General features: G+C 58.0%; 23 protein-coding genes and 2 pseudogenes. 2 read left to right on the top strand and 23 right to left on the bottom strand.

Annotated elements, in window-relative coordinates:
* Window positions 1-128: 128 nt before the first annotated feature.
* Both FSY45_RS24055 and FSY45_RS24060 read left to right on the top strand, forming a co-directional pair.
* A pseudogene (locus FSY45_RS24055) lies at window positions 129-587 on the top strand (IS3 family transposase); the annotation flags it as partial.
* A gap of 58 nt (window positions 588-645) precedes the next feature.
* A complete protein-coding gene (locus tag FSY45_RS24060; protein ID WP_081007781.1) occupies window positions 646-924 on the top strand; it encodes a transposase in 279 nt (92 codons plus the stop codon).
* A 1-nt stretch (window position 925) separates the two neighbouring features.
* On the opposite strand, the pseudogene FSY45_RS24065 reads toward FSY45_RS24060, so the two are convergent.
* From FSY45_RS24065 to FSY45_RS24175, 23 genes and pseudogenes are all read right to left on the bottom strand, one after another.
* Window positions 926-1,359: pseudogene (locus FSY45_RS24065) on the bottom strand (transposase); the annotation flags it as partial.
* A gap of 46 nt (window positions 1,360-1,405) precedes the next feature.
* Window positions 1,406-2,470: an XdhC family protein gene (locus FSY45_RS24070; protein WP_148728348.1), complete on the bottom strand. Its 1,065-nt coding sequence runs from the start codon at window positions 2,468-2,470 to the stop codon at window positions 1,406-1,408.
* A 56-nt stretch (window positions 2,471-2,526) separates the two neighbouring features.
* Complete coding sequence (locus FSY45_RS24075) at window positions 2,527-4,827, bottom strand: NADP-dependent malic enzyme (RefSeq protein WP_054075396.1); 2,301 nt, start codon at window positions 4,825-4,827, stop codon at window positions 2,527-2,529.
* Between the two features lie 192 nt (window positions 4,828-5,019).
* Complete coding sequence (locus FSY45_RS24080) at window positions 5,020-5,823, bottom strand: SDR family NAD(P)-dependent oxidoreductase (protein ID WP_054075395.1); 804 nt, start codon at window positions 5,821-5,823, stop codon at window positions 5,020-5,022.
* Between the two features lie 20 nt (window positions 5,824-5,843).
* Window positions 5,844-6,587 (bottom strand): aspartate/glutamate racemase family protein, encoded by a 744-nt coding sequence (locus tag FSY45_RS24085; RefSeq protein WP_054075394.1) that lies wholly within the window; start codon window positions 6,585-6,587, stop codon window positions 5,844-5,846.
* A gap of 24 nt (window positions 6,588-6,611) precedes the next feature.
* A complete protein-coding gene (locus FSY45_RS24090) occupies window positions 6,612-7,421 on the bottom strand; it encodes a GntR family transcriptional regulator (protein WP_081007780.1) in 810 nt (269 codons plus the stop codon).
* An 18-nt stretch (window positions 7,422-7,439) separates the two neighbouring features.
* Window positions 7,440-7,709 (bottom strand): hypothetical protein, encoded by a 270-nt coding sequence (locus FSY45_RS24095; protein ID WP_054075392.1) that lies wholly within the window; start codon window positions 7,707-7,709, stop codon window positions 7,440-7,442.
* Between the two features lie 8 nt (window positions 7,710-7,717).
* Window positions 7,718-8,593, bottom strand: a complete 876-nt coding sequence (locus tag FSY45_RS24100; protein ID WP_054075391.1) for a carbon-nitrogen hydrolase family protein — start codon at window positions 8,591-8,593, stop codon at window positions 7,718-7,720.
* A gap of 11 nt (window positions 8,594-8,604) precedes the next feature.
* Entirely contained in the window at window positions 8,605-9,696 is a 1,092-nt protein-coding gene (locus FSY45_RS24105; RefSeq protein ID WP_054075390.1) for a protocatechuate 3,4-dioxygenase, read from the bottom strand.
* 25 nt (window positions 9,697-9,721) lie between these two features.
* Window positions 9,722-10,738: a hypothetical protein gene (locus tag FSY45_RS24110; protein ID WP_054075389.1), complete on the bottom strand. Its 1,017-nt coding sequence runs from the start codon at window positions 10,736-10,738 to the stop codon at window positions 9,722-9,724.
* Window positions 10,739-10,761: 23 nt separating this feature from the next.
* Window positions 10,762-11,541 (bottom strand): SDR family oxidoreductase, encoded by a 780-nt coding sequence (locus tag FSY45_RS24115; protein ID WP_148728346.1) that lies wholly within the window; start codon window positions 11,539-11,541, stop codon window positions 10,762-10,764.
* Window positions 11,542-11,582: 41 nt separating this feature from the next.
* The gene (locus FSY45_RS24120; protein ID WP_054075387.1) at window positions 11,583-11,801 is read right to left on the bottom strand and encodes a ferredoxin; all 219 of its coding nucleotides are present in this window, start codon (window positions 11,799-11,801) and stop codon (window positions 11,583-11,585) included.
* 22 nt (window positions 11,802-11,823) lie between these two features.
* Window positions 11,824-12,993: an NADH-ubiquinone oxidoreductase-F iron-sulfur binding region domain-containing protein gene (locus FSY45_RS24125; protein ID WP_187427608.1), complete on the bottom strand. Its 1,170-nt coding sequence runs from the start codon at window positions 12,991-12,993 to the stop codon at window positions 11,824-11,826.
* A 126-nt stretch (window positions 12,994-13,119) separates the two neighbouring features.
* Window positions 13,120-13,767, bottom strand: coding sequence for an isochorismatase family protein (locus FSY45_RS24130; RefSeq protein ID WP_054075462.1), 648 nt, complete (start codon window positions 13,765-13,767; stop codon window positions 13,120-13,122).
* Between the two features lie 28 nt (window positions 13,768-13,795).
* Complete coding sequence (locus FSY45_RS24135; RefSeq protein WP_054075385.1) at window positions 13,796-15,199, bottom strand: Rieske 2Fe-2S domain-containing protein; 1,404 nt, start codon at window positions 15,197-15,199, stop codon at window positions 13,796-13,798.
* 12 nt (window positions 15,200-15,211) lie between these two features.
* Entirely contained in the window at window positions 15,212-15,748 is a 537-nt protein-coding gene (locus FSY45_RS24140) for an aromatic-ring-hydroxylating dioxygenase subunit beta (protein ID WP_054075384.1), read from the bottom strand.
* 363 nt (window positions 15,749-16,111) lie between these two features.
* The gene (locus FSY45_RS24145; protein WP_255443424.1) at window positions 16,112-17,005 is read right to left on the bottom strand and encodes a transporter; all 894 of its coding nucleotides are present in this window, start codon (window positions 17,003-17,005) and stop codon (window positions 16,112-16,114) included.
* Window positions 17,006-17,226: 221 nt separating this feature from the next.
* Window positions 17,227-18,393 carry a VWA domain-containing protein gene (locus FSY45_RS24150; protein ID WP_081007882.1) on the bottom strand — a complete coding sequence of 389 codons (1,167 nt, stop codon included), beginning with the start codon at window positions 18,391-18,393 and terminating at the stop codon, window positions 17,227-17,229.
* Complete coding sequence (locus FSY45_RS24155; RefSeq protein ID WP_054076083.1) at window positions 18,390-19,253, bottom strand: MoxR family ATPase; 864 nt, start codon at window positions 19,251-19,253, stop codon at window positions 18,390-18,392. The genes FSY45_RS24150 and FSY45_RS24155 overlap by 4 nt, the downstream gene beginning before the upstream one ends.
* The gene (locus FSY45_RS24160) at window positions 19,253-20,137 is read right to left on the bottom strand and encodes an SRPBCC family protein (protein ID WP_054076082.1); all 885 of its coding nucleotides are present in this window, start codon (window positions 20,135-20,137) and stop codon (window positions 19,253-19,255) included. The genes FSY45_RS24155 and FSY45_RS24160 overlap by 1 nt, the downstream gene beginning before the upstream one ends.
* Before the next feature lie 63 nt (window positions 20,138-20,200).
* Window positions 20,201-22,591 (bottom strand): xanthine dehydrogenase family protein molybdopterin-binding subunit, encoded by a 2,391-nt coding sequence (locus FSY45_RS24165; protein WP_054076081.1) that lies wholly within the window; start codon window positions 22,589-22,591, stop codon window positions 20,201-20,203.
* Complete coding sequence (locus FSY45_RS24170) at window positions 22,578-23,105, bottom strand: (2Fe-2S)-binding protein (protein ID WP_054076080.1); 528 nt, start codon at window positions 23,103-23,105, stop codon at window positions 22,578-22,580. The genes FSY45_RS24165 and FSY45_RS24170 overlap by 14 nt, the downstream gene beginning before the upstream one ends.
* A complete protein-coding gene (locus FSY45_RS24175) occupies window positions 23,102-23,965 on the bottom strand; it encodes a xanthine dehydrogenase family protein subunit M (RefSeq protein WP_054076079.1) in 864 nt (287 codons plus the stop codon). The genes FSY45_RS24170 and FSY45_RS24175 overlap by 4 nt, the downstream gene beginning before the upstream one ends.
* Window positions 23,966-24,155: the final 190 nt, after the last annotated feature.

Raw genomic sequence — 24,155 nt, forward strand, 5'->3', positions numbered from 1 at the left:
AGTTGGCCAGCAGGCCAGACAGCAGTTCTTCGGGTACGTCGTGTTTCTTGGTGCTCATTGTGCTTACGGACAGTCCGGCTTGCGCCGGCGGTTGATTGTCCGTTTACACAAAATTCTGCACACCCTCGATTCCTGCTGGCAAGGTTTACCTGTCACCAGTCATTGATTGCTTTGACGGGCTGGTGGTGAGTTGGTCGATTGGGACTCATCCCAATGCAAATCTCGTCAACACAATGTTGGATGCGGCCATTGATGCTGTTCAAGGCAGCGAGAGCCGCCCTGTGATTCATTCTGATCGTGGAGCTCACTACCGCTGGCCAGGCTGGCTCTCGAGGGTCCATGATGCAAAGTTGGTTCGCTCGATGTCTCGTAAAGGGTGCTCGCCAGACAATGCTGCATGCGAAGGCTTCTTCGGAAGGCTGAAAATGGAGCTGTTCTATCCCGGCAATTGGCAATCAACGACGATTGAGCAGTTCATCGAAGCTGTCGATACGTACATTCGTTGGTACAACGAAAAACGTATCAAGGTATCTCTGGGACGTTTAAGTCCTGTGGAATACCGGCACAAACTTGGCCTAGCCGCATAAAACTAGTCCAAGTTTTTATCCGCACCTCCGGCGGGTCAGTTTTGCGTGGAAATCAACAATTCCTGCGGCTGCAGTTCTTGCGGATAAAGGTTACGACGCCCAAGAGCGGGTCGTAGACCCGCTCTTGAAGCAAGGTAAGCAAGTAGTCATCCCAAGTCGTAGGCACTGCAAAGAAAAGCGCTACTACGACAAGCACTTGTACAAAGCACGCCACCTTATTGAGAACTTCTTTGCACGCTTGAAGCAGTACCGTTGCATAGCAACGCGCTATGACAAAACTGCAGATGCGTTCTTGGGAGGCATCCACCTGGCCGCAGTCGTCATTTGGCTTAATTGATGACAAGCCCTAGCAAACGCCTATCCTCTTGCTCATGGGCAGAGATAGGGTCATGCAGCCAGGCGTAGAACCCTGCACGAGCGACTCGCAACAATCGGCACATCAGGCTGACTGCGTGCTCAGTACGATGCTCGTTGATAAAGCGGTACTTCACTCGGGCTCCCTGGCCAAGTACCGCACGGATTTTTTTAAGATATCCCGCTCTTCTACGATGCGACGCATCTGGCTGCGTAGTCGCAGGATCTCACTCTTGGCTTCAAACAGTTCTTGGGATTGCTGCTCATTGCGGTCTGGTGAGACGGCCTTGACCCATTTGTACAAGCTATGCGTTGAGACCCCTAAGCGGGCTGCCACCTCGGCCACCGAATAACCGCGTTCGGTGACTTGCTTGACCGCTTCTTCCTTGAATTCTGGCGTAAACCTCTGTGCGCTCATGGACTGCCTCCTATGCTCAAAAGATAGGCGGGGTTTGTCTACCTGCCTAGGGGCAGTCCAAAGATAGGCGGGGTTTGTCTACCTGCCTAGGGGCAGTCCACCTGACAATCTCACGTTTGTGTTTGGCTTTTTCTACGAGCACCTCTTGAGGCAGTTCCACCCCATTCTTGATGGCCAATATTTCTGCCATGATGCTGACCGCTATCTCTGCAGGTGTCTTGCTGCCGATGTAGATGCCGATGGGGCCACGCAAGTCGACCAATGACTTTTCGGTTTCACCAAAGTGTTCAATCATTCTCTGCCGACGTGCTTGATTGTTGCGCCGAGATCCGATAGCACCGACATAGAACGCTTTGCTATGAAGCGCTTCCAGCAACGCCAGGTCATCCAACTTTGGATCATGGGTGAGTGCCACGATACAGCTTCCTGAGTCTGGCTTGAAAGCCACAACAGCATCATCAGGCATCTCATTGATTGTTCGTGCTTGAGGGACCGACCACGCGCCCATGTATTCCTCACGAGGATCGCAGACAGTAACAGCGAATCCGTTGAACAGTGCCATTGTCGCGAGGTACTCGGACAAAGCTCCCGCACCGATGATGAGCATGCGAAACCCAGGCCCCATAGGATTGGAAAGTGTCTGTCCATCAAACGTCAAAGGCTGAAGCTGCTCATTGCGGTGAAGACGGACGGCTCCACTTTGGCAATCTACGATACGCTGCAACAGCGCTCCACACTCCAAATGGGTAACGAGTTCAGCCAGTTCATCCGTAGCCGGATTGAATTCGAGCAAGAGTTCAAGCGTTCCGCCGCAAGGCAGCCCAAATCGATGTGCTTCGTCGGCCTCAATGCCATAACGCACAAGTTCAGTGGCGTGCTCCGGAAAGCGTCCCGCGCCGATGGCACGGGTGTAAGTAGCAATGAGGTCATCCTCAATGCAACCGCCTGAGACCGATCCAACGCTGCGACCATCGTCACGCAAGGCCATCATCGACCCTACTGGTCGGGGTGACGAACCCCAAGTCCGAACCACCGTAGCAAGCAGTGCCTGCTGGCCCGACAATCGCCAGTCACGCAATGCTTTGAGAACCATGAGATCGATGTTGTCCATTTCCAGCTTCTCCTTATCGTTAAGCTCAAGCACTGCTCCATCTTCAGCGAAGAGAGTCAGGTCTTGCGGCTGCTTGCTGCGTTGGCTGCTGCCAGGGCTGTCATGTTCACCACGCGGCGCACGGTCGACGATGGGGTCAGCACGTCAGCTGCGCCGCCGCCGCCCAGCAGGATCGGGCCGATGGTGGTGCCGTGGCCGCCGGTTTGCTTGAGCACGTTGAACAGAATGTTCGCTGCGTCAAGGTTCGGGCAAATCAGCACGTTGGCGGAGCCGGAGAAGGTGGTTTCCAGTAGCGTGTTGTGGCGCACGGATTCGGACAGTGCCGCGTCGCCGTGCATTTCACCGTCGCATTCGATGTGCGGTGCCATCGTCTGGAACAGGTCGCGGGCCTTGCGCATCTTCAGGGCCGACGGGCGTGTGGACGAGCCGTAGTTGGAGTGCGAGAGGAACGCCACCTTGGGTGGCAGGCCGAAGCGCTGGACTACTTCAGTGGCCATCAGGGCGATGAAGGCCAGCTCTTCTGCGGTCGGGTCTTCATTGATGTAGGTGTCGGCGATGAACAGCGTGCCGGTATCCAGCATCACGGCGTTGACGGTGGCCAGTTGGTTGTAGCCTTCCTTCAAGCCCAGGATGTCGCGCACGTGGCCGACGTGGGCGTCGAACTTGCCGACCAGGCCGCACAGCATGGCGTCAGCGTCACCCAGGTGCACCATCAGCGCAGCGATGATGGTGTTGGAGCGGCGCACGGCAGCCTTGGCGGCTTCGGGTGTGACGCCGTCGCGGCCCATGAGCTTGTGGTAGGTTTCCCAGTACTGGCGGAAGCGGGGGTCATCTTCAGGGTTGCAGATTTCCACATCCTTGCCCAGTTGGAGGCGCAGTCCGGCCTTGGCAATACGGGCTTCGATGACGGCAGGGCGACCGATCAGAATCGGCTTGGCCAGACCGTCGTCGATGGCGACTTGCACGGCGCGCAGTACGCGCTCATCTTCACCTTCGGCGTAGGCCACGCGCTGCTGGTTGGCCTTGGCGGCGGCAAACACGGGGCGCATGAACATGCTGGTCTGGTAGACGAAGCGGGTCAGGCTTTCGCGGTAGGCCGCGATATCTTCGATGGGACGAGTGGCCACACCCGATTCAGCAGCGGCCTGGGCCACTGCGGGGGCAATGCGCAGAATGAGGCGCGTATCGAAGGGAGTGGGGATGAGGTAGTCGGGGCCGAAGGTCAGCTCTTTGCCTTGGTAGGCGGCGGCCACTTCATCGCTGACATCTTGTTTGGCCAGGGCGGCGATTTCGCGCACGCAGGCCAGCTTCATGGCTTCGGTGATCTTCGTCGCGCCGCAATCGAGCGCGCCACGGAAGATATAGGGGAAGCACAGCACGTTGTTCACCTGGTTCGGATAGTCCGAGCGGCCGGTGGCGATGATGCAGTCGGGGCGAACGGCCTTGGCCAGTTCGGGGCGGATTTCCGGCTCGGGGTTGGCCAGCGCCAGAATGATCGGCTTGTCGGCCATGGTGTTGACCATGTCGGCGGTCAGCACGCCAGGGGCGGAGCAGCCGAGGAACACGTCGGCACCGTTGACCACATCGGCCAGCGTGCGCGCGTCGGTCTTCTGGGCGTAGCGTTGCTTGGATTCGTCCAGACCCCCTGGGCGGCCGTCATAGATCACGCCCTTGGAGTCCACCATGTAGATGTTCTCGCGCTTGACGCCGAGGCCGACCATCACGTCGACGCAGGCAATCGCCGCAGCGCCCGCGCCGGAGACGGCGATCTTGACCTTGTCGATTTGCTTGCCCACGAGTTCGAGGCCGTTGAGCAGGGCGGCGCTGGAGATGATGGCCGTGCCGTGCTGGTCGTCGTGGAACACGGGGATCTGCATGCGCTTGGAGAGTTCACGCTCGATGTAGAAGCACTCGGGGGCCTTGATGTCCTCGAGGTTGATGCCGCCGAGCGTGGGTTCGAGCGCGGCGGCGATCTCGATGATCTTGTCGGGGTCACGGGCGTCGAGTTCGATGTCGAACACGTCCACGCCGGCGAACTTCTTGAACAGGCAGCCCTTGCCCTCCATGACCGGCTTGCTGGCCAGCGGGCCGATGTCGCCCAGCCCCAGCACGGCGGTGCCGTTGGTGATCACGCCGACGAGGTTGCCGCGCGAGGTGTATTCCGAAGCTTTGGAAGGATCGGCTTCGATGTCCAGGCAGGGATAGGCCACGCCTGGCGAGTAAGCGAGCGAGAGGTCACGCTGATTGGACAGCGGTTTGGTCGGCGTGACGGAAATCTTGCCGCGCGATGGGTTGCGGTGGTATTCGAGAGCGGCTTCGCGCAGTGCAGCTTCTGCTACGGACAGGTTTTGCGGCATTTTTCAATCTCAACAGGCACAGCAATGCAATCGGCGCAAGTAACTACTGCAGCCAATGCAAGCGAATGAATAAACAACTGAAATCGGATGGCCCTTGATGGAGCGGCCTCCTGAGAACGAAAGTCTCGAGGCCTCCATCCGTAACCTCTTCGCAGATCCCGGATGTTGCTCATCCGGGCTGCGAGAGATGTGTCATGGACGACCTATACGCCCACCTGGTTTACCAAACCCACGAATCGCGAGACCACTGTCCGCAGTGAGCATGGAGCCTGTAATGTGCGCAGACTCCATATCGGATGCGAGCATGGCGTACATTCCGCCGTACACGTCCGCATTGGGAATGGCCTGCAACGGGATGATGGCCTGCGCCCCGTCCAGAATGGAATCCTTAGGCGCTTGCCCCAATGACTTGACGCCCTTGAGAACCGTAGGCGCGATACCCGGAGCCACGCCATTGACACGGATGTCTGGCGCCAGCTCATAGGCCAACTGTTTGACCAATCCCAGCACCGCATGTTTGGAGGCCGTGTACAGAACACCTCCTCCAGCGGGTGAAGAGCTGGCAAAGGAACCGGTAAGCACCACGTTGCCGCGTGAGGCCAAAAGCGCGTCAAGGCTTGCGCGAACACCCAACACGTACCCCTTGACATTGATGGAGAAGAGCTCGTCAAACGCTGTCGACAGCGCATCTCCTTCCATATCCTCAAGGGCCACAGCGTGATCGTAAATACCCGCATTGCCTACGAATACGTCGAGTTGACCGAACGTATCAACGGCTGCGGCAACGGCCTGCTGGTTGTCACTCCAGTTGCTCACATCACCGACCACGGCAACGGAAGATGCGCCGAGTTCTTTCGTGAGCTCAGCCAGTGCTTGCGCTGACACATCCATCAGAACCACCCTGGCGCCTTCCTTGACGAAGCGACGCGCAATCCCTCGACCGATGCCACCGGCAGAGCCTGTGATCAGAGCAACTTTGTTTTCCAAGGTTCCCATATTGACGCTCCGTCAACCGGTCAGGCCAACAAACGGCCTGCGTTGGGCACATGCGTTGGAAGATTCAGCGACTTGAGAATTTTCCAGACGGTGGCAACGGAAGCGGACATGACTGGAATGTCAAAGCTGTCCTGAACCGGCTGAATCGCGGGCAGCGATGGCATCTGCACGCAGGCGCTCAGAATCAACGCGTCCACGTTCTTGGTGTTGACCTTTTTGGCATGCTCCTTAAGGTCCTGCGGATTGAGTCGCCCAACCGCGAGGTTGTCGGAGACCTCCAGGCTGAGCGCGTCCTGCACTTCAATGCCTTCTGCCTCAATGTAGTCACACACCAGTTTGGTCAGCGGTTTCATGTAGGGCGCAACCACCGAGACACGTTTGGCGCCAACGTGATGCAGTGCCTCAACCAGCGCCCCAGCGGAAGAAATGACAGGCGAATCACCGCCTTGATTTTCACGTACGGCCGCTTCCAGTTTGGTCTGGCTACGGCGGTGATAGCCAACGCCCTGCGCCATGATGGCGACCAGACAGGCATACGCCAAGACATCTACACGTGCATCGGCCAAATCAGCAGCGCATTGCACTGAGGCGTCATCCATCGATTTGAGCTCCTCCGGCGTGACGTGCTTCATACGCATGCGCGCAGAGTGAAATGTGAAGCTGTCGCCCAGACCCGGAATGGATCTCAGCATGGCGGGGATCTCCGTTTCCATCGTGGTGTTGGAGCTAGGGACGATCAGTCCGATACGACGTGAAGCATTCATAAAGTCAAATTCCTAGGTATTAGATTAATAACTTTTGGGGTCGTGGATCAGGTTGACGGTCTCGATGTACGGTATTTCCTCTGCTTTGCTGCGCATCCAGCGAATCCGTACGGGACTGTGTTTACCTGTCTTGACGACCTGTTCCAATTCAATGTCAACGCCAGTGGCACAGAGCCGGAGCGCATCCAGCTTCTGTGCGGTGTCGATGTCGTGCATCAACCCCAGAGCGGCGTCAATCAGATGGAACTCGTTCCAACGCCTTGCCATTTCGGGGTTGCGTGCTTCGATCGCATCAAGGAAAAAGCGATCGACTGCGGTGAAATCTTCTGGCACATGTGGGCGCGAGAAATGCACTCGCTGATGCCGGTGAATGCGCTGATACGCGTGTTCAACCGCCTCGCGCAGCATTTCGGGATAACGCGACAGCAGTACCTCGTGAAACGCCAGATGGCTCTCTTGGAAAGCGCGTGTGGAATAGTGGTTGGACTCCATCTCCGCAAGCGCCTTGCGCATGGCAGCAATTTCTGCATTGGAAACCACTGGCACCAGCGCAGCAATCAAAGGCGGCTCAACCAGAAGACGCAGTGCATAGAGTTGCTCCGTGTGTTCAAACTTGATGGGCCCAACCTCCACGCCGCGGTTGTTCGTCGCGACGACCAGTCCGCTGATCTGCAAACGGTTGAATGCCTCACGCAATGGTGTACGGCTGGTCTCCAGTTCCTCGGCCAGATCCGCTTGTGACAAGCGCATGCCAGGAGCGTAGAAGCCACTGACGATCCGGTCCTCCAGAACACGATGAACCATGTCCACCGAATGTCCACGTTGCCTACTCATGCATACCTCCCTTATTTTTCATTCCACACCAAGATTGCGAGCCAGCAGACGTGAAAAGTCCTCTGGCCTCAACCGTGTAATTGCTTCCAGTTGCATCGCATCCAGTAGCAGGCTGCTGCCGTCAGGCATGACCTTGAGCAGCACTCGCTCCCCTTGTCGCATGGCGACCTTTTGAAGAGCGACAGCGGTGAACTCATTGGCGACGACGATTGGCTCACCAACAAACGCCGCGTCCGGGACATCAACGCCTTGCTTCAAAAAATCGGAGGGTTCGAAATAGCTGCTCATAGAAGTGCCTAAGAAAGTTCAATCACACGGGGCGAACGAGTGTAGGAGGACGGTTGCACGCCTTTGAGCACGGGGAGTTTGGTGCGAATCTCGGCGACTCGCGAAAGGTCGAGATCAACCACCTGAACCGCAGCGCTGGCACTGTCCAGATCGGTCAGCACCTTGCCCCACGGATCGACCACCATGGCGTGTCCCCACGTCTGGAAGGCATCCTTGGTCGGGTCTTCTCCACGTACCGTTGCCGATGCCACCACGAAGGCTGCATTCTCGATGGCACGTGCGCGCAGCAGTACTTCCCAATGTGCCTGACCTGTGGTGTAAGTGAACGCGGCGGGCACCAGAAACACCTGAGCGTCCTGAAGCGCGAGCGCACGAAACAGCTCAGGAAATCGCACATCGTAGCAAATGGTCATGCCAATCTTCACGCCGTTGATGTTCAGAATCACTGGCTCTTGCCCGCGCAGCTCAACGCTCGAGGCCTCAAACGACTGACCCGCTACGTTGGCGTCGAACAGATGGATCTTGTGATAGTGCCCTGCCAGTTCGCCGCGCTTGTCCATCACGATGGCGGAGTTGTGAATCCGGCCTTCGCTGTCGCGATTCTTGAACCCGCCTAACGTCACAGGAACGCCCACTTGGCGTGCGGCATTGCGCAGCGCTTCAATGGGCGCACTATCCAGCGACAGTGCTGCTGCACGCATCTCGGCGTTGGAGCCAAGGAACAGTCCGTTCTCAGGCAAGCTGATGAGCTGAGCGCCCTGCTCCGCACATTGGTGAATGGCCTGAAGCGCCTGCTTGAGGTTGGCATCCAGATCACGTCCAGCGTGCCATTGCGTGAGGCCCATGCGAAAGTGCTGTGCGGCCGTGTTTGTGGTTTGCTCCATGAGAGTGTCTTTCATTGTGGGAAGAGCATGCGAGCGACAGTCCAGCCGCCGCCGGAGGCCGTCATTGGCTCGTATGCATAGGTTTGTGCTTTCACGCCGGGGCCAACGGCGCCAAGCATGATGATCCAGTTAAGCAGCTCATACTGACCGTGACTGAGCAGCGCATAGGGTTCGAGATTGGCGAGGCTCAAGCCTTGTCCATATTCGAGCAAGTCAAGGATGTAGCGGTCAAACTCCAAATCAACGAAACCAAACTTGCCGGGATCCAGCCAGTGCGAGAGTCCGCCCGTACCCAGGAAGGCCACGCGTTTGCCCGAGCTTTCAATGACTGCACGCAAGGCTTCACCGAACACTCGCGCATTGAATGGCGAGAACGTGCGCGCAGGTTGCGTGATGATCGGGATCACCGGGATATCGGGGTTGGGCAGCAAGAGCTTCATCGGCACGATGAAACCATGGTCCAAATCCACACGCGGGGCCGATTCCACCTCCATGCCCAGCGAGCGGATGTGTTGCACGATGCGGTTGGCCAGCTCACTGTCACCTTGCAAGCGCAGATCGATGTCGGGACGCTTGAAGAACGCCATCGAACCTTCGTGCGATGCACCGTTACCCACAACAAACGAACCCGTCTCGAAACTCTGAAAATGGCAATCCGCCGTTGCGATGATGACGTCCGGCTTGGCGGCCACGAGGTCCGCGCGCAGGCGCTCATAGGCGGCCTTCAGACGTCCAACCGCTTCCGCCGGATCGATCTCGGGGCGAGCCAACAGATCAGGTACATGCGAGCAACCACCCGCAAACACCAGGTTGCGCGGCACATTGGCCGGAGGCAATTGGGCTGCACGGTTAACCGTGAATGCACCCTTGTTGATGCTGTCGCCCAGATCATCCTTGAACCAGCGGCTCACCAAAATAGTGATGCCGTCACCCACGCCCGCCGAGCGCAGACGATCCCGGTCTCCTGCATAAATGACCTGACTCCACTCAGCATCCAGCCCGTACTTCAGACCGACTGTGTCGGGTGACTTCTTGAATTCATCGAGCGACTCGGGTGAGCGCGCAATCGACAGAATCGCAGACTCCAGAACTTTTCTATCCATGATAAAGAGCCTTCCTGCGATTGACTCAGAACTGCTGCAGTGAGCCATCACGGACCACCACAGTGCTGTCGATGGTGACCGTGCAATTGCGCAGCGGGATGTCCAGATGCGCCGGGGTTTCACGATTCGCGAAGCGGTTGGAGCCGGTCGAGAACATGAAATTGCCTGAGGTCGAACGCAGTTCCTGGCCGAAGAGCTTCTTCGCGTCATAGACCGCCAACGCCGCCCACGATGCATTCGGGTGAACGCCCCAACCCATGTGAGACAAAGCGTAGACCTCTGGGTCCTTCCAACGCTCGAAATAGTCGCGCAGCACGAAAGCGTCCGAGCCTTCACCACGAATGTCAGTGATGTAGCCGTCCTTGATCGTCAACGTCACGGGACTTTGCACATAGGTCTGCCAAGGGATCAACACATCACCAGGCTGCAGCACGATGGTGCCGTTGGCCGTCTTGTCGTTGGGAAAGCAGGCGATGAAACCACTGGGCCAGTTGTCCCAGCGACCTGGCTCATCCACATAGCCCCACTGACGGGTGATCGGCAACGCCTCACCGCTGATGTCCACTGTCAGGTCGGTGCCAGCAGCACTGGTGATGTGCATGGTGCGACCGGCCTTAAGAACCTCTGCACCGCGATCCACGAGACTGCGCAATTCGCTCGAACCCATCAGGCGCTCAAGCACATCGGCGGGCTCGGGTGACACAAACAGCATGCGCTTGCCCTTGCCAACGATACGGGTGCGCACGTCCGAATGAATCAGGCCACCCACGGTCAGGTCGAGCACCAGATCACATTGCTCGGCAGCAGCCAGAAGTGCCGACACTTCACGGCCATCACCAGCATAGGGAGGCAAGTTAGGGTTGGAGAGGCTCGATGCCGTCAGCACCAGCACGCCCGCGCCCTTTTGGCGCACAGCAGAGACCGCAGCCTCCACGAAATCGGCGCGCTTGCCTTGTTCGGAAATCACCGCAACCAGTTGCGTCGCATCGAGATTGCACAACGTCAGTTGCGCAAAAAACAATTCACTGAGAGTCTTGGCCATTCGAGGTTTTCCAATATGTCGAATTAAAGGGTTGAGCGGATCGCACCGCCATCGATTTGCAGCGCTACGCCCGTCATGAAGCCCGCTTTGGGGGAGACAGCAAACGCCACGGCATCCGCGATTTCCTCGGCTTGCGCCCAACGGCCCATGGGAATGAGCTCCACGACTTTGGCCAGTTCGGCATCGCGAGAGCTGTTGTTCTTCTCTGTCTTGCTGTTCAAGATGGTCTCCATGCGCGAGGTGCCTGTAGCACCGGGCATCACCTGATTGACCCGCACACCGTGAGGTGCGAGCTCAAGCGCCATTTGCTTGCAAAGCGCCGACAGGGATGAGCGCATCATGGCCGACAGCACGCCGCCATGCATGGTCTGCTTCACCCAGGTAGAGGTGATGAAAACGATGGTGCCACCACCCTGCACCACCATCTGCTTGGCCGCGTCGTGCGCGAGCTTGACGGCGGGCCGAACCAGCAGCTTGTAGGCGGCTTCCCAGTCATCGTCTTGCACATCGAGCACAGGAACAATGCGCGGGCCCGGTGTGTTGACCACCAAAATATCAAGCCGCCCCTGATCAGCAACCACGTGCGGCACCAGCGAAGCAAAATCCGCCGGATCGCTCAGATCCGCTGCATAGGGCAGCATGGCACCCTTGCTTCCTTGGTAGGCCTGCGCCATTGCGTGCGGGTTGCGCGAGCTGACGGCCACGGTTGCGCCTTCACGCGCCAACGTATGAGCGATCGCCGAGCCAATGCCTTGGCTGGCAGCAGTCACCAGCGCAATTTTTCCGTCGAGTCCGAGTTCCATAACTTTCCCCGGTGCAAACGCACCTCATCCTTGAATTGGTTTCATGCGGACGGGTTGTCGGCCGCTTCTTCTTCAATCCGAATCGCCCAAGCGCCGCATTTGCGTGAAGCATCGCGAGCCTGAGCCTCGAATTCCTTCGGCACGGAGCCTTTGTGCAAAAGCATCGCGTAGCCGAATTCGTCAATTTCGAACACATCCGGCGCCAAATCGGCGCACGTGCCGAAACCGGTGCACTTGGTCATGTCCAGATAGACTTTCATCCTCGCTCCTGTTCTTGTTGATTCACTGTTTGGACTTGCTGGCGCTCTTGGACAAGCACTGGCGCAAGTCAGCATCAAACTCGTGCACCACCGTGCGCGCTAGTGCTGCGGCGCCATCCAGAAACGCGCAGGCTCCGCGACCGGGCAAGGTGTTGCCCCAGCGAATCAGGTTTTCCCGGTCCTGGTGCTCGCCCGCGCCAAGATTGATGCGCACGAGTGCGCCGGCAATGGCTTGAGTGCCGCGAATGCAGGTCCCGCATTGCTGAGCCGATTCCCGCGTGTACCACATGCCGATGTCGCCAGCCACTTCCATAACGTTGGCGTCCTGACCGAGCACTGTGATCGCAGCGCAACCCAAGCCACTGCCCACTTGCCGCAAACCGGCATAGCAGCAATTACGCTTTGAATGCTCCGCAGCCAACATGCCGCCGAACCAACCGCCCACGATGAAGGCTTTGGGTTGGGCGCTATAGCCGCCACCCACGGCCTCGAAGACGGTATCCAGAGTCAGCCCCAGCGGGACTTCGTAAACACCAGGCCGATGGCAAGCGCCCGTCAAAGTCACGAGAATCGTTCCCGGAGATTGCTCCGTTCCCTCGGCTCTAAAGGCCTGCGCACCGTTGCGCGAAATCCATGCCGCATGTGCCAGCGTTTCAACATTGCTCACCAAAGTGGGCGCATCATCTACGCCGCGCTCAAATGGCCGTGGCGGTTTGGCCGTGGGTTTGGCCTGACCGCCATTGATGGCGCGGCACACAGCGCTTTCCTCACCCGCCACGTAGCTTCGGGGCACCACATGGACTTCAACAGGAATGGCAGGCTTGTGAACTGATGCTTCCAACTCCGCAATGGCTGCGCGCATGGATTGCACCGTGGCAGCGTGTGAGAGATACACGATGGTGCGAGTGGCACCAACAGCCTGTGCGGCGAGCAGCAACCCATCGAGCACCAAATGCGGCCGATGATTGAGCAACCATTGGTCCTTGCCGGACGCTGGCTCGCCCTCCTCGCCATTTGCGATCACCACTTTGTGCTCTTTTTTGCTCTGCGCCAACGTAGCCCATTTGACGCCAGCAGCAAACCCCGCACCTCCGCGCCCCTGCAATCCAGATGCCTGCAGTTCCGCAATGATGTTTTCCACGGGGACTTTGCGCTGATACGTGCCGCACTCCAGTTCAGCAGCCAGATCCATGCGCGACGCCAATGCCTGCGGGACCATCAGACGAGGTTGCAGGCCAGGATATGCGCCTGCGTGAACAGCGGTTTCTGCAACTATCAACATATTGAGGTTTCCATAAACAGAGTGATCCAGCCCACGCTATGCAACGCGTGCTTCACGGACCATGCCGATGGCCTGCGCCAGACTACAGACATCGCCATACTTGGCTTGGATATCGAACAAACTTGCTTCATGCGGACCTTGCGCACGGTCGCCCACGCATTCACGCGGCACGAACACCGGCCAACCCAACATGCACGCATCCACAGCAGTAGCGCGCACGCAGCCGGAGGTAACAGCGCCCGTCACAATGACGCCATCCACGCCCAAGGCCACCAACATGCTCGCCAACGGTGTCCCCGTAAACGAAGAAGCCGCCTGTTTTGCAATGACCGGTTCCTGCGTGGTACGTCCAAGGCGCTCGTCCACCTCAATCCACGGCGTGCCTTCCAGCAGCCCCTGCATGGCCTTCATCTTGCGCAGCCACACCAGTGACTGCACCTGCATTTCGTTGAAAGCGATGGTCGTGTAGATGACCGGAACACCTACCTCACGTGCCACGTCCAGCAACTGCCGCGTGGCACCCAGAACTTCAGTGAGATCCGAGCCCGCCGGAAACGAAGGGTCCGTGAACCCTTTGATGAGATCGACAACGACAATCGCAGGCTTTTTGGCCGGCTCCAGAGCACCGCCAATGCCACGATCCGCATAAAAAGCCTTCGTGTCCGCGGCCCAAGAATGACTCATGCTTTGCGCTCCATCCATGACTCGTTCCTCACTTTGTCTCAGCGTCAGGCGTGGACTTGGGCCACTCACCCGGCTCGCAGCGCATCAGCTTGGAATAGAAGCGCCACAGATTGCGCTGCACGCCCTCCTCATAACGCGTCTGGAAAACTTCGCCGGGACCAGGCCAACCTTCCTCAACTTTAGTCGCGATGCCAACGCCTGGCATACCCATCTGGTAGTTGAGCTTGAAGTCCAGCAAGTCGGCAGCAGGCGAGCGCCCCATGCGACTCACCGTGATCCATGGTTCCGTATCGTCCATCTCGAACGAACCACCCATCGAGAACGTGCCGAGTCCGGCCTTGTACACCCGGTTCTTGAGTTCTGGAGACATGTTCTTGTAGCCCGCAAACCAGTTCCAGACTTCCACTTTGCCCGGACCCTTGGGTTGCCAGACACGCAAGGTGATGATGCCGGTGGGCGGATGCGCAGGGTCCTCCGTCATGGGCAGCACGAGCATGGAGAAATTAGGGAACACGTTACCCACGAACACGCGCGACATACGCGCTGCCTCAAGCTGCTCTTTCGAGATCTTTTCGGGCTTGAAACTCTCCACCAACTCTGGCGCAAAGCCAAAGTAGCGCGGGCCTGGCTCGAGCTCGCTCATCGCCATCGAGAACGAAAGCGAATGCCCCGGAGCCGCCTGGATGTGATAGCCCTGCATGTTGTTCTCAAACGAGACCGGAAACGCACCCACATCCCAAACGGACTTGTGCAGTGTCCCCAAGTGGTAATCGTCACCAGAGAAGTTGTCGGCACCGGATTTCCAGTCCGCGTCGATAACGAAACGTTGTGGCTCACCCAGAATTTCGATACCGTGCTCGTTCAAACCGAAGATCAAGTCCAGATACCAGGCCATACCGCCAAGATATTCCTTGAGCGACGGCGCAGAAGGATCGAGCGTGGCGAAGATCAAACCCAGATAGGTATCGATCTGCGCGGGCTTGACCAGTCCATTTCCTTCCTTGGGCATACCTTGCAGCGCGTTCTTCCAGAGCGGCGCGCCGATCAAGTTGCCTTTGGTGTCGTACACCCAGCCGTGATACGGGCAACGGAAGTGCGAGGTGTTGCCATGATCGGCGCGGCACAGTTGCACTCCACGATGGCGACAGGCATCGAACAGCACATTCACGTTGCCGTCTTCGTCACGCACCACGATGAAATCGTCCTCGCCAATCTTGCGCAGAACATAGTCGCCCTGCGCGGGAATTTCAGACTCATGTCCCAGATACACCCAAGCGCGGCCAAACACTTTGCGCAGCTCAATGTCATAGAGCTCAGGGTTCCCGTAGATCGATGCAGGCACCTCACCTTGATCAACGCCTTTTTCCAGATCGCTCAGCAGTCGGCTTGCGCTTTTGTGCCAGTGCACGGTCTGTGTTTTGGTTGCAGTCATCTATGCACTCCGTCAGAAAATGATCGCGAGGTTGTGGGAAGCAATGGCCGTGAGATCGAGGTACACAACGCGCTTCTCAAGGCGCCATTGACCTTCGATCAAACGCAGCACATCGTGTCGCTCGGCAGACATGATCTGCGGCGCCGTCTGCTCCTGCCGCGTGCGATACAGCATGAGATTGCTGCGCACGTTGAGGCCTCCGTCATCGCGCAAGCCCACGCGGATGTTGCTCACAAAATGGCGAGCACGCGATGGCGGATCCTCAGCCCACGCGAACGGGCTTTCATTGCGGCGAATCCGCGCCATCAACGAACCATGGGTTTCATCCATGTGGAAGGTTGTCGTAGAAAAACCGAAGCCACGCGCCCGCTCCACCGTGCTTCTCAACGGCACTTGATAAATCACATCCTTGCTCACCATGCATTCGATCCAGTCACGCTCACGGCGGTCATCGAGCAGTTCAGCCTCAAGATGGATCCAATGGATGATGTCTCGCTCCAACTCGGGGCTAGGCGGTGCGCCGACGGCGCTTGGCTGTTGAGATTTCATGATTCAGAATGTTGAGTTCAGTACCAATATTTCGCAGTTTTTTTGCATTCTATTTTGCATGCAAATTTGCATCCATGAGTAAATTGTAGAGATTTCAATGGAGTCGAGGAATACGTTGGACCTAGTGATTTCCCTAGGATTTATTGAAAACTATCTCAGGTCTACATGAGATGGCCACTAACCTGCTCGGGCGTCCAATGCGCGCATTAACTCGAGAATTTCGACAAGCCACAGCGTCAGTCAGACGGCCACGCCCTTCCCTATCCAAAGGGTTGTGGTCGCCAGGGCCCGCCTGCTCTGTCGTGTCCATGGAAGACATCGGCACTGCAAGCGGTCCATGTGGCTCACCCTCGCGGCGAACGCTCAGAACGAATAGACGCCTCGAAGCCAGAACGAGCGTCCGTCAGAACGATTGCGGACTTGTGTTTCGGTCTCGTACTTTGCCGTGAAGAACCAACCCTTGCCGCTGTCATAGCGGATCGCTGGACCAATCGCCAGCGTGCGCCCCTTGGAGCCAGGCAGGCTCGCACCGTGCTGCTTATCGTTAGTCAGTTGCTGATACCAATATCCACCAACACCCACGGTCCAGCCGTTGCCCATGCCCCAGCCAAGCGCGTACTCCATGACCCATTCAACACCGGACTTGTAATCAGTATCACTGTTGCGACCATTGAAGATGACCATGTGCTGCATGTCCGCATTCAAGCCGCTCTTCTGGATATAGCTCAGCCCAGCCACTGGAGCAATCGCCCAGTGGTTCTTGCCAATGTTCGCCAGATTTTCCTTGCGGTAGCTACCTGTCGGCATGAAGAGGTCGAAGGCCAAAAGCGAATGGACGTTCTCGTTGTGATGCCAGCCAAGACCCGCACCCACCGTGATATCGCCGACGCCTGTCTTGCTTTGCGAAAGGCCCGGCGCCACAGCAACGTCGAGATTGACGATAGGAACAATCGCATGCACCACAGGAGATGCGCCCAACACAGTCTCCTTGGGCACCCAAATGAAGCGCGGCACTACTGCGTTAGCTCGCACCTTGAAACCATCAGGCGTTACGGTCTTACCTGCATTGTCGACCGCCTTATTGGCTTGGTAGTTCTGGTAATAGAGCATTCCGTAGGTGCCCGGTGGAGGCAAGGCACAACAGGTGTAAGCCTCTGAGCCAGCCGGGTACATGGATGTACCGCCTTCTGTCGCGCCGGCTGATGCCGCCATAGCGGCCAACACGAGAGCCACGCCTTTATTAATGAGCTGATCCACTTTAATACTGCCTCCTTGAAGAAGAAACTCCTTAGCCCACTGCTGTTGGAGAACCCACAAAAACGATGCCTACCTAGCCAGGCGCTTTGATCTGCAACACAGATCGCACCCTGTTTTTTGAATTCATTTGCCACACGGATGCAAATTTGCATGCAAACATAAGCAAAAAATCCAACTCACTTCACCTCCACAATGCCCATGACGATCAATACGCATGAGCCTCAATGTCTAACGTTGTTCGGCGGTACACCCGCATGGCGCGCAGCGCCGCCTGATGTCTGCATGGTCTGCACGAGTTGCTCTAGCTCATCCACGCTGCAACCACTCACGAAATGATCGATGTACGGCAATGCATTGCTGATACCTCGCGCGATGGGGCGATAGCCCGCACTGCTCTTATGTGGGTTGCACCAGACCACGCTGTGCGCCATACGATGCAGTCGCGCCATCTGCGCGCCGAGCAACTTGCCGTCGCCGTTTTCCCAACCATCTGATGCAATCATCACCACCGCACCCCGCGTGATGCCGCGCTTACCCCAGCGATCCAGAAACGCCTGCAATTGCTCACCCAGCAAAGTTCCACCCATCCAGTCCGGAACGGCCTGTGATGCGAGCGCAAGGGCATGCTCAGGATCGGGCGTACGCCAAGCCCGCGTCAAGCGCGTCAAGCGAGTGCCCACCGTGAACACCTCGGTGAATTTGGGTGCGGAGCGCATCAAGGCGAAACCCAACAGCAAAAGTGCATCGGCATACGGAGCCATCGAGCCGCTCACATCAATCAACAGCACCCTTCTACGAGGCCGTTGACGAGGCTGCTGATAGCACCAGTCCAGTGTCTCGCCATCACTGCGAAGCGCCGCTCGCAAGGTCTTGCGCAGATCAATCCGACCACTCGCTGCGCGGCGAAAACGCCTTGATCGACGCATGGCAGGTGCAGCCTCCAAGGCCAACAACAGACGCTGAATCTCGCCCTTTTCTTGTTCATTCAACTTCGAAAAATCACGCTGACGCAGCAGGTCTTGCGCGGCAGCCAATGCCAGTTCCTGGCGCTGCTCGGCCGCTGGTGCAGCTGGCTGCTCCGAACTTGTCGGCAACGCAAGGCTCGCCAGCGCCGGCCGAACTGCAGGCACGGTGTTCTGCAAGGATTGCTGCGCACACCAGACGGCATAGCACTGGTCGAATAAGGCCATGCTGTCGGTGTCGCGGCACAGCGTGGCATGGCCCGTGAGCCGCAGGGTATCTAGATCGAACGGAGCGAGCTTTTGTGTCGCCTCCATCCAATGCGTCAGGCGCTCCGCTCCGATCTCGAGACCTTGGCGCTCGAGCATCTGCGCCAACTGTGTCATCAGTTGCACACCTACAGCGGTTGAGCAGATCTGCGTTGTCATGCCGGGAACACAGCCTTGGCCATATCTTCGCTGTGCTTAACCAACGCCCCCAACGCCAACGCCGCAACCGGATCAGCAAGATTGTTCGCCCTCAATGCCAACAGCGCGCCGGCCCAATCCAGACTCTCGGCAATACCGGGCGGCTTAAGCAAATGTTGGCTACGCAGTGCTTGCACTGTGGCCACAATCTCCTGCGAGAACTCCAAAGACAACTGCGGCAGTTGACGACGCAAGATAGCGAGTTCAGTGTCTGCGCTGGGGTGTTCCAGCCAGTGATAAAGGCAGCGTCGCTTCAGCGCATCGTGCACTTCACGCGTGCGATTGGACGTCAGTATCACCAACGGCGGCGTCTCGGCGCGGATCGTTCCAATCTCAGGAATGGTGATGCTGTGAGTGGACAGGGCTTCGAGCAGCAACGCTTCAAACTCATCATCCGCACGGTCGATTTCATCAATCAGCAGCACGCTTGGGCTGGTTTGCAATGCCTGCATGACGGGGCGCGCCAGCAAAAAGCGCCGGGAGTACAAGCCTGACTCCAGTGACTCCGTATCCGCGCCTTCGTGTGCATTGACCCGCAGGTGCAACATCTGTTTGCGGAAATCCCAGTCATACAAAGCATGCGTGGCGTCCAGCCCTTCGTGGCACTGAAGCCGAAACAGCGTTGCACCCGTCGCCGAAGCAATCGCATTGGCCAGAGCCGTCTTGCCAACGCCTGGCTCGCCCTCGAGAAATAACGGACGATTCAGCGCCATTGCCAAATACAGCACGCTCGCTAAAGGCTGAGCCGTGATGTAGCCTGCCTGATCCAACGCCTGTTGGATCTGCAGCGGCGACTCCAAGGTGAACGCTGCACTAGCCACTAGTTTCTCCCGCCCATGTAGATCATTGCGCCCACAGCGATCACAGCCACACCGGCAAGAGCCACCCACTTGAGGCGTCGATAGAGCACCGCGCCCATCACGTTACCCATATCGAGGGCATCGTTGTCTTGATTGAACGAACCAGCGGACTGCACGCCAACACGTGCATGCACAGACGCCAGCGCTGATGCCGCGGCAGAGGCGGCGTTGGCAGCCGCTGTGGCCGCGTTGGCGGCGGCTGTGGTGGCGTTCAACATCTGGATGAACATGACCTGCATTTCCTGCGCCATCGACGCATCGATGGCTCTTGCTTGCGGAATTGAGGGAGCAGACTGCTGAGCAACAGTAGTGTCTGCAAGCGGTGCAGAGGCTACCGCAAGCGCGGGTGCGGCAGCTACAGCGGCGGTGGTGACCGGCGCTGGTGCGGGAGCTGCGTCCGGCTGCTGCAGCAAGCGTGACAGACGCTCGGCAAACTGGCCCATCATGACAGCAGCCACTTCGTCCACTACGCCGCGCCCAAATTGCGCCGCCTTGCCGCTGATAGAGAATTCACTCGAAACGGACACCTTGGTCGTGCCGGGAGAAGACTCAGCAGCCGCCAGTGTCAACTCTGCCTTGGCTGCGCCTGCGCCCTTGATTTCCTTGGCGACCACGTTCACGCGCGCCTGATGCTGAGCGTCATCGCGCTCCACAAGGGTGACTGCGCCGCGGTAAGTCAACTCGATTGGGCCCAGCTTAACGCGCACCTTACCGATGTGGTTGTTGCCGTCACTGGACTCGATGGTCGCACCGGGCATGCAGGGCGCGACGCGAGGAATATCCATCAAAGTGGCCCACGCCCGCTCTACGGGCACGGGGAGTTCGAATTGGTAGCTGAAGTTCATGACATCACTCGAAATTGAAATTGCAAACGAAATGCATCGACATCGATGCACAACATCGGTGCTTTACGCAGCGGCGTGCTCTGAGCCGCTTGCTCGCTTGATCGCCAGCGTGCTGAGCACTCGCTCGGGGGAGATCGGGAAGCGCTGAAATTCCACGCCCAACGGCGCCAGCGCATCATTGACTGCGCAAGCCAGCGCAGCCGGTGCAGAAATCATGGACGACTCACCCATGCCCTTGACCCCACCAGGAACAAGCGCCGACGGTGTGCACAGATGGTGAATCTCAATATCTGGCACATCCACCGACGTGGGCAGCAAGTAATCCATGAAAGTAGTAGTGAGCAGTTGCCCGTTGCTGTCGTGTACCAGCTCTTCAAGCAGCACGGAGCCAATGGCCTGACCCACGCCGCCACGGATCTGCCCTTCGACGATCATCGGATTGATCATCTGGCCGCAGTCCTCAATGGCAAAGACACGCTCAACTTTGACAATGCCGGTTTCGATATCCACCTCAACAATGGCCGCATGTGCACCGTTGGCCAACACCACGTCAGCAGGATCGAAAGCCGCAGTCGCTTCCAGCGATGGCTCAAAGCCCGGTGGATGAGTAGCTTCCGCAAAATAAACCGCGCCAGCCACCTGAGCCAGCGGCATTCCCTTGGCGGGAACACCGGCCACGTGGATCATGCCTTTGTCCATGACCAAATCCTCAACCGAGGCTTCGAGCAGATGCGCAGCCAACTGCAGCAGGCGCTGGCGCACGATGTCCGCAGCGCGCCCAATGGTGCCCGCAGCAAACACCGCACCACGACTCGCCCATGTGCCCGAGCTGGATGCATGGTTGGTGGAACCCGCACAGACCACCACATCCTCCGTACTCACCCCAAACGCATCGGCCGCAATCTGCGCAAGCGTAGTCCAATGCCCCTGCCCTGCAGCGACAAGACCCGTTGTGACGGTCACCTTGCCCGTAGCGTCCATACGTACGGTGGCGGTATCGTGAGTGGTGGTCGGAGTGTTCAGATAGGAAAGCGCACGTGTGCCGATGCCGCTGATTTCATTGAACACGCTCAAGCCCAGCCCAAGGTAACGCCCTTGTTTCCGAGCCTCTTTCTGACGCTCTAAAAAGCGCGGGTAGTCCACCATGCGCTCCAGCTCGTCGATCGACTTCAGGAACGTGCCTTCGCGAATCGTCAGTCCACTCGGTGTGGTGTAGGGGAAGTCCTGATCGAGGATCACGTTGCGGCGGCGAATCTCAAACGGAGAAATACCAAGCTTGCGCGCCGCCTTCTCAATCAACATCTCGCGCGCCGTGTGTGGTGCCTGAAAGCCCACGCCGCGGTATGCACCAATGGAACACTTGTTGGTAGTGACGGCAATGGCCTCATCCTGCATGCGAGGCACCTTGTACACGCCCGTCAGCACCCGCAGGCCCACATGCGCCTCGACTAGTTGCGTCCAAGGCATGCTGTTGTAGGCACCGCCGTCAGTCAACCCACGCGCCCGAATACCGAGGAACTTGCCGTTGGCATCGCAGGCCAGCGCCATCTGGTTCACCTGGTGCTTGGCGTGCGTGGCGCTCAGCAGGTTTTCCTGTCGATCTTCAAACCACGCCACTGGCGCGCCCAGCTCCTTGGTCAACACGCACACCAACAACTCTTCAGGATGCAAGTGCGCCTTCTGCCCAAACCCCCCGCCCACATGAGGCGTGATCACTTCCAGGTTCTGCTCAGGAAAGTTCAGCAAGATTGCCGCCATGGTGCGCACCAGTGCAGGCATTTGCGTGGCCGACCACAAGGTCATCTGTCCGGTAGTCCACTCATGCCGGGCAATGTATCCGCGTGGCTCCATCGGAGATGCGCTGACGCGGTTGTTGTGAAACTCGCCTTCGACGGTCACTGCAGCCTGCGCAAACACATTCTGCAAATCGTCGCTGGAATGGCTGTGGCGAAACACGAGATTGCCAGGAACGCCTTCGTTCGCTAGCGGCGCACCTTCAGCCATGGCGGCATCAATGTTGGCGATGACCGGGAGCTCTTCGTACTCCACATCAATCAACTCGAGCGCATCCTCAGCCGTGCGACGATTCTGCGCGACCACAATCACCAACGCCTCACCTGCATAGCGAACAATCTGGTGCGCCAGCAAAGGCTGAACCGTGGTGACAAATCCGTTGATCTGCTGTGAACCCGGAATACCCGTGCACAACTTGATGATGTCGTCACCCGTCCAGGCGCCGTGTACGCCAGGAAATGCCCGTGCGGCAGAGGTATCAATGCTCAGAATCTTCGCGTGCGCATGGGGACTGCGCAAAATCGCCGCGTGAAGCATGCCCGGCAGTCGAATGTCCGCGAGATACTGCGCACGCCCCGTCAGAAATGCATCGTCTTCTTTGCGCGAGATGGACACACCCATCAGCCGCGGCTTGAGTTCAGCAACATCACTCTTGGCCATGGCTTGGCTCCTTTTCAATGCGAAGGTTCTTCTGCGATGCATTCACACTCACGATGGCATCGACGATGGTTTCATAGCCCGTGCAGCGGCAAATATTTCCCGAGATCGCCTCACGCACTTCCTCGCGCGACGGCGTGGGATTGCGCTCCAGCAGCGCAGTCGCGGTGGACAAAAAGCCGGCCGTGCAGAAGCCGCACTGCAAGGCATGATGGTCTTTGAAAGACTGCTGCAAAGCGCTCAGGCTTGCCTTGTCCGAAAAACCCTCCACGGTACGAATGTCGCAACCGTGCGCCTGCACGCCCAGCATCAGGCAGGAACGAACGGTGACACCATCCACCAACACAGTGCACGCGCCGCAAACGCCATGCTCACAACCAATCTTTGTGCCGGTGAGGTTCAACTCATCGCGCAGCGTGTCGACCAGACTCACACGCGGAGCAACATTGAATTGCACCGTGCGACCATTGACTGTGGCGCTCACGGCAAGGGTTGTATTTTTTTCTGCTTGAATCATGCGGGCTCCTGTTTCAGACAGCGTCGCGTCGCGCGGCGCAATAAGGTTCGGGCAAGTTGCCGACGGGACTCGGCACTGGCGTGGATATCTGCGCGTCCTGCGACGCCCGAAAGCGCCAGCTCAATCATTTGATCGATTACCTGCTCATCGATCTTTTTGCCTTTTAGGAATTGCTCCGCCTCCTTGGCCCGCACGGCACGATCACCCACGCTGCCAATGAGAATCCGCGCGCCTTCGCAACGTTGATCAAAGATCTCGAGGCCCACAGCCACCATCACCAACGCAAAGTCGCCGGGACGCCGCGCCACTTCCTCAAACACCCATTGCGATGTCGAGAGAGGAACATCAACGCGAACCAGCAATTCACCGGGCTGCAATGCCGTGGAGAAATGCCCTTGAAAGAAATCCGCAGCCGGCACGTAGCGCTCACCATTAGCTCCACGCAGCACCATCACGGCATCGAGCGCTGTCGTGACGAACGGCATTTCCGCACTGGAGTCAGCGTTAACAACGCTACCACCAATCGTGCCCCGGTTTCGAACTGCCTCATGCGCCACATGCTCCAGAGCCTGTGTCATCAGCGGCGCAAATTCCTCGATCAAAGGACTGACGGAATTGTTGGCGTGCGTGGACATGGCTCCAATGCGCAGCGTCGTGCCGCTGGGATCCAGCTCAATCAACTTCAGCGCTGCAATGTCCCCCAAATCCACAAGTGTGCCGGGAGCGGCGAGGCGGAGCGCCATCACTGGCAGTAACGACTGCCCACCCGCAAGAGGCCGCGATTCATCGTCGCGGCTCAATAGGTCTATTGCTTCTTCTAGCGTGCTGGGACGCGCATAAGCAAACGCTGGAAACTTCATGGAAGGTCTTCCTTGTATAGCCTTAGGTTAATTGCATTCTTTTTTGCATTCAATTTTGCACGCAAAAAAAATGCATCGAAGAATTTTGAACCAAGAACAGGAGTTACATGCAAGTGTTTGCCCTAGTATTTGGCACTTTTTGACTCATCTGTGGCCTGCCCATCCTTATCGCTAGCACTCCCTCAATTCA

The sequence above is a fragment of the Comamonas sp. Z1 genome (assembly GCF_008121555.1).
GTDB lineage: Bacteria > Pseudomonadota > Gammaproteobacteria > Burkholderiales > Burkholderiaceae_C > Comamonas > Comamonas thiooxydans.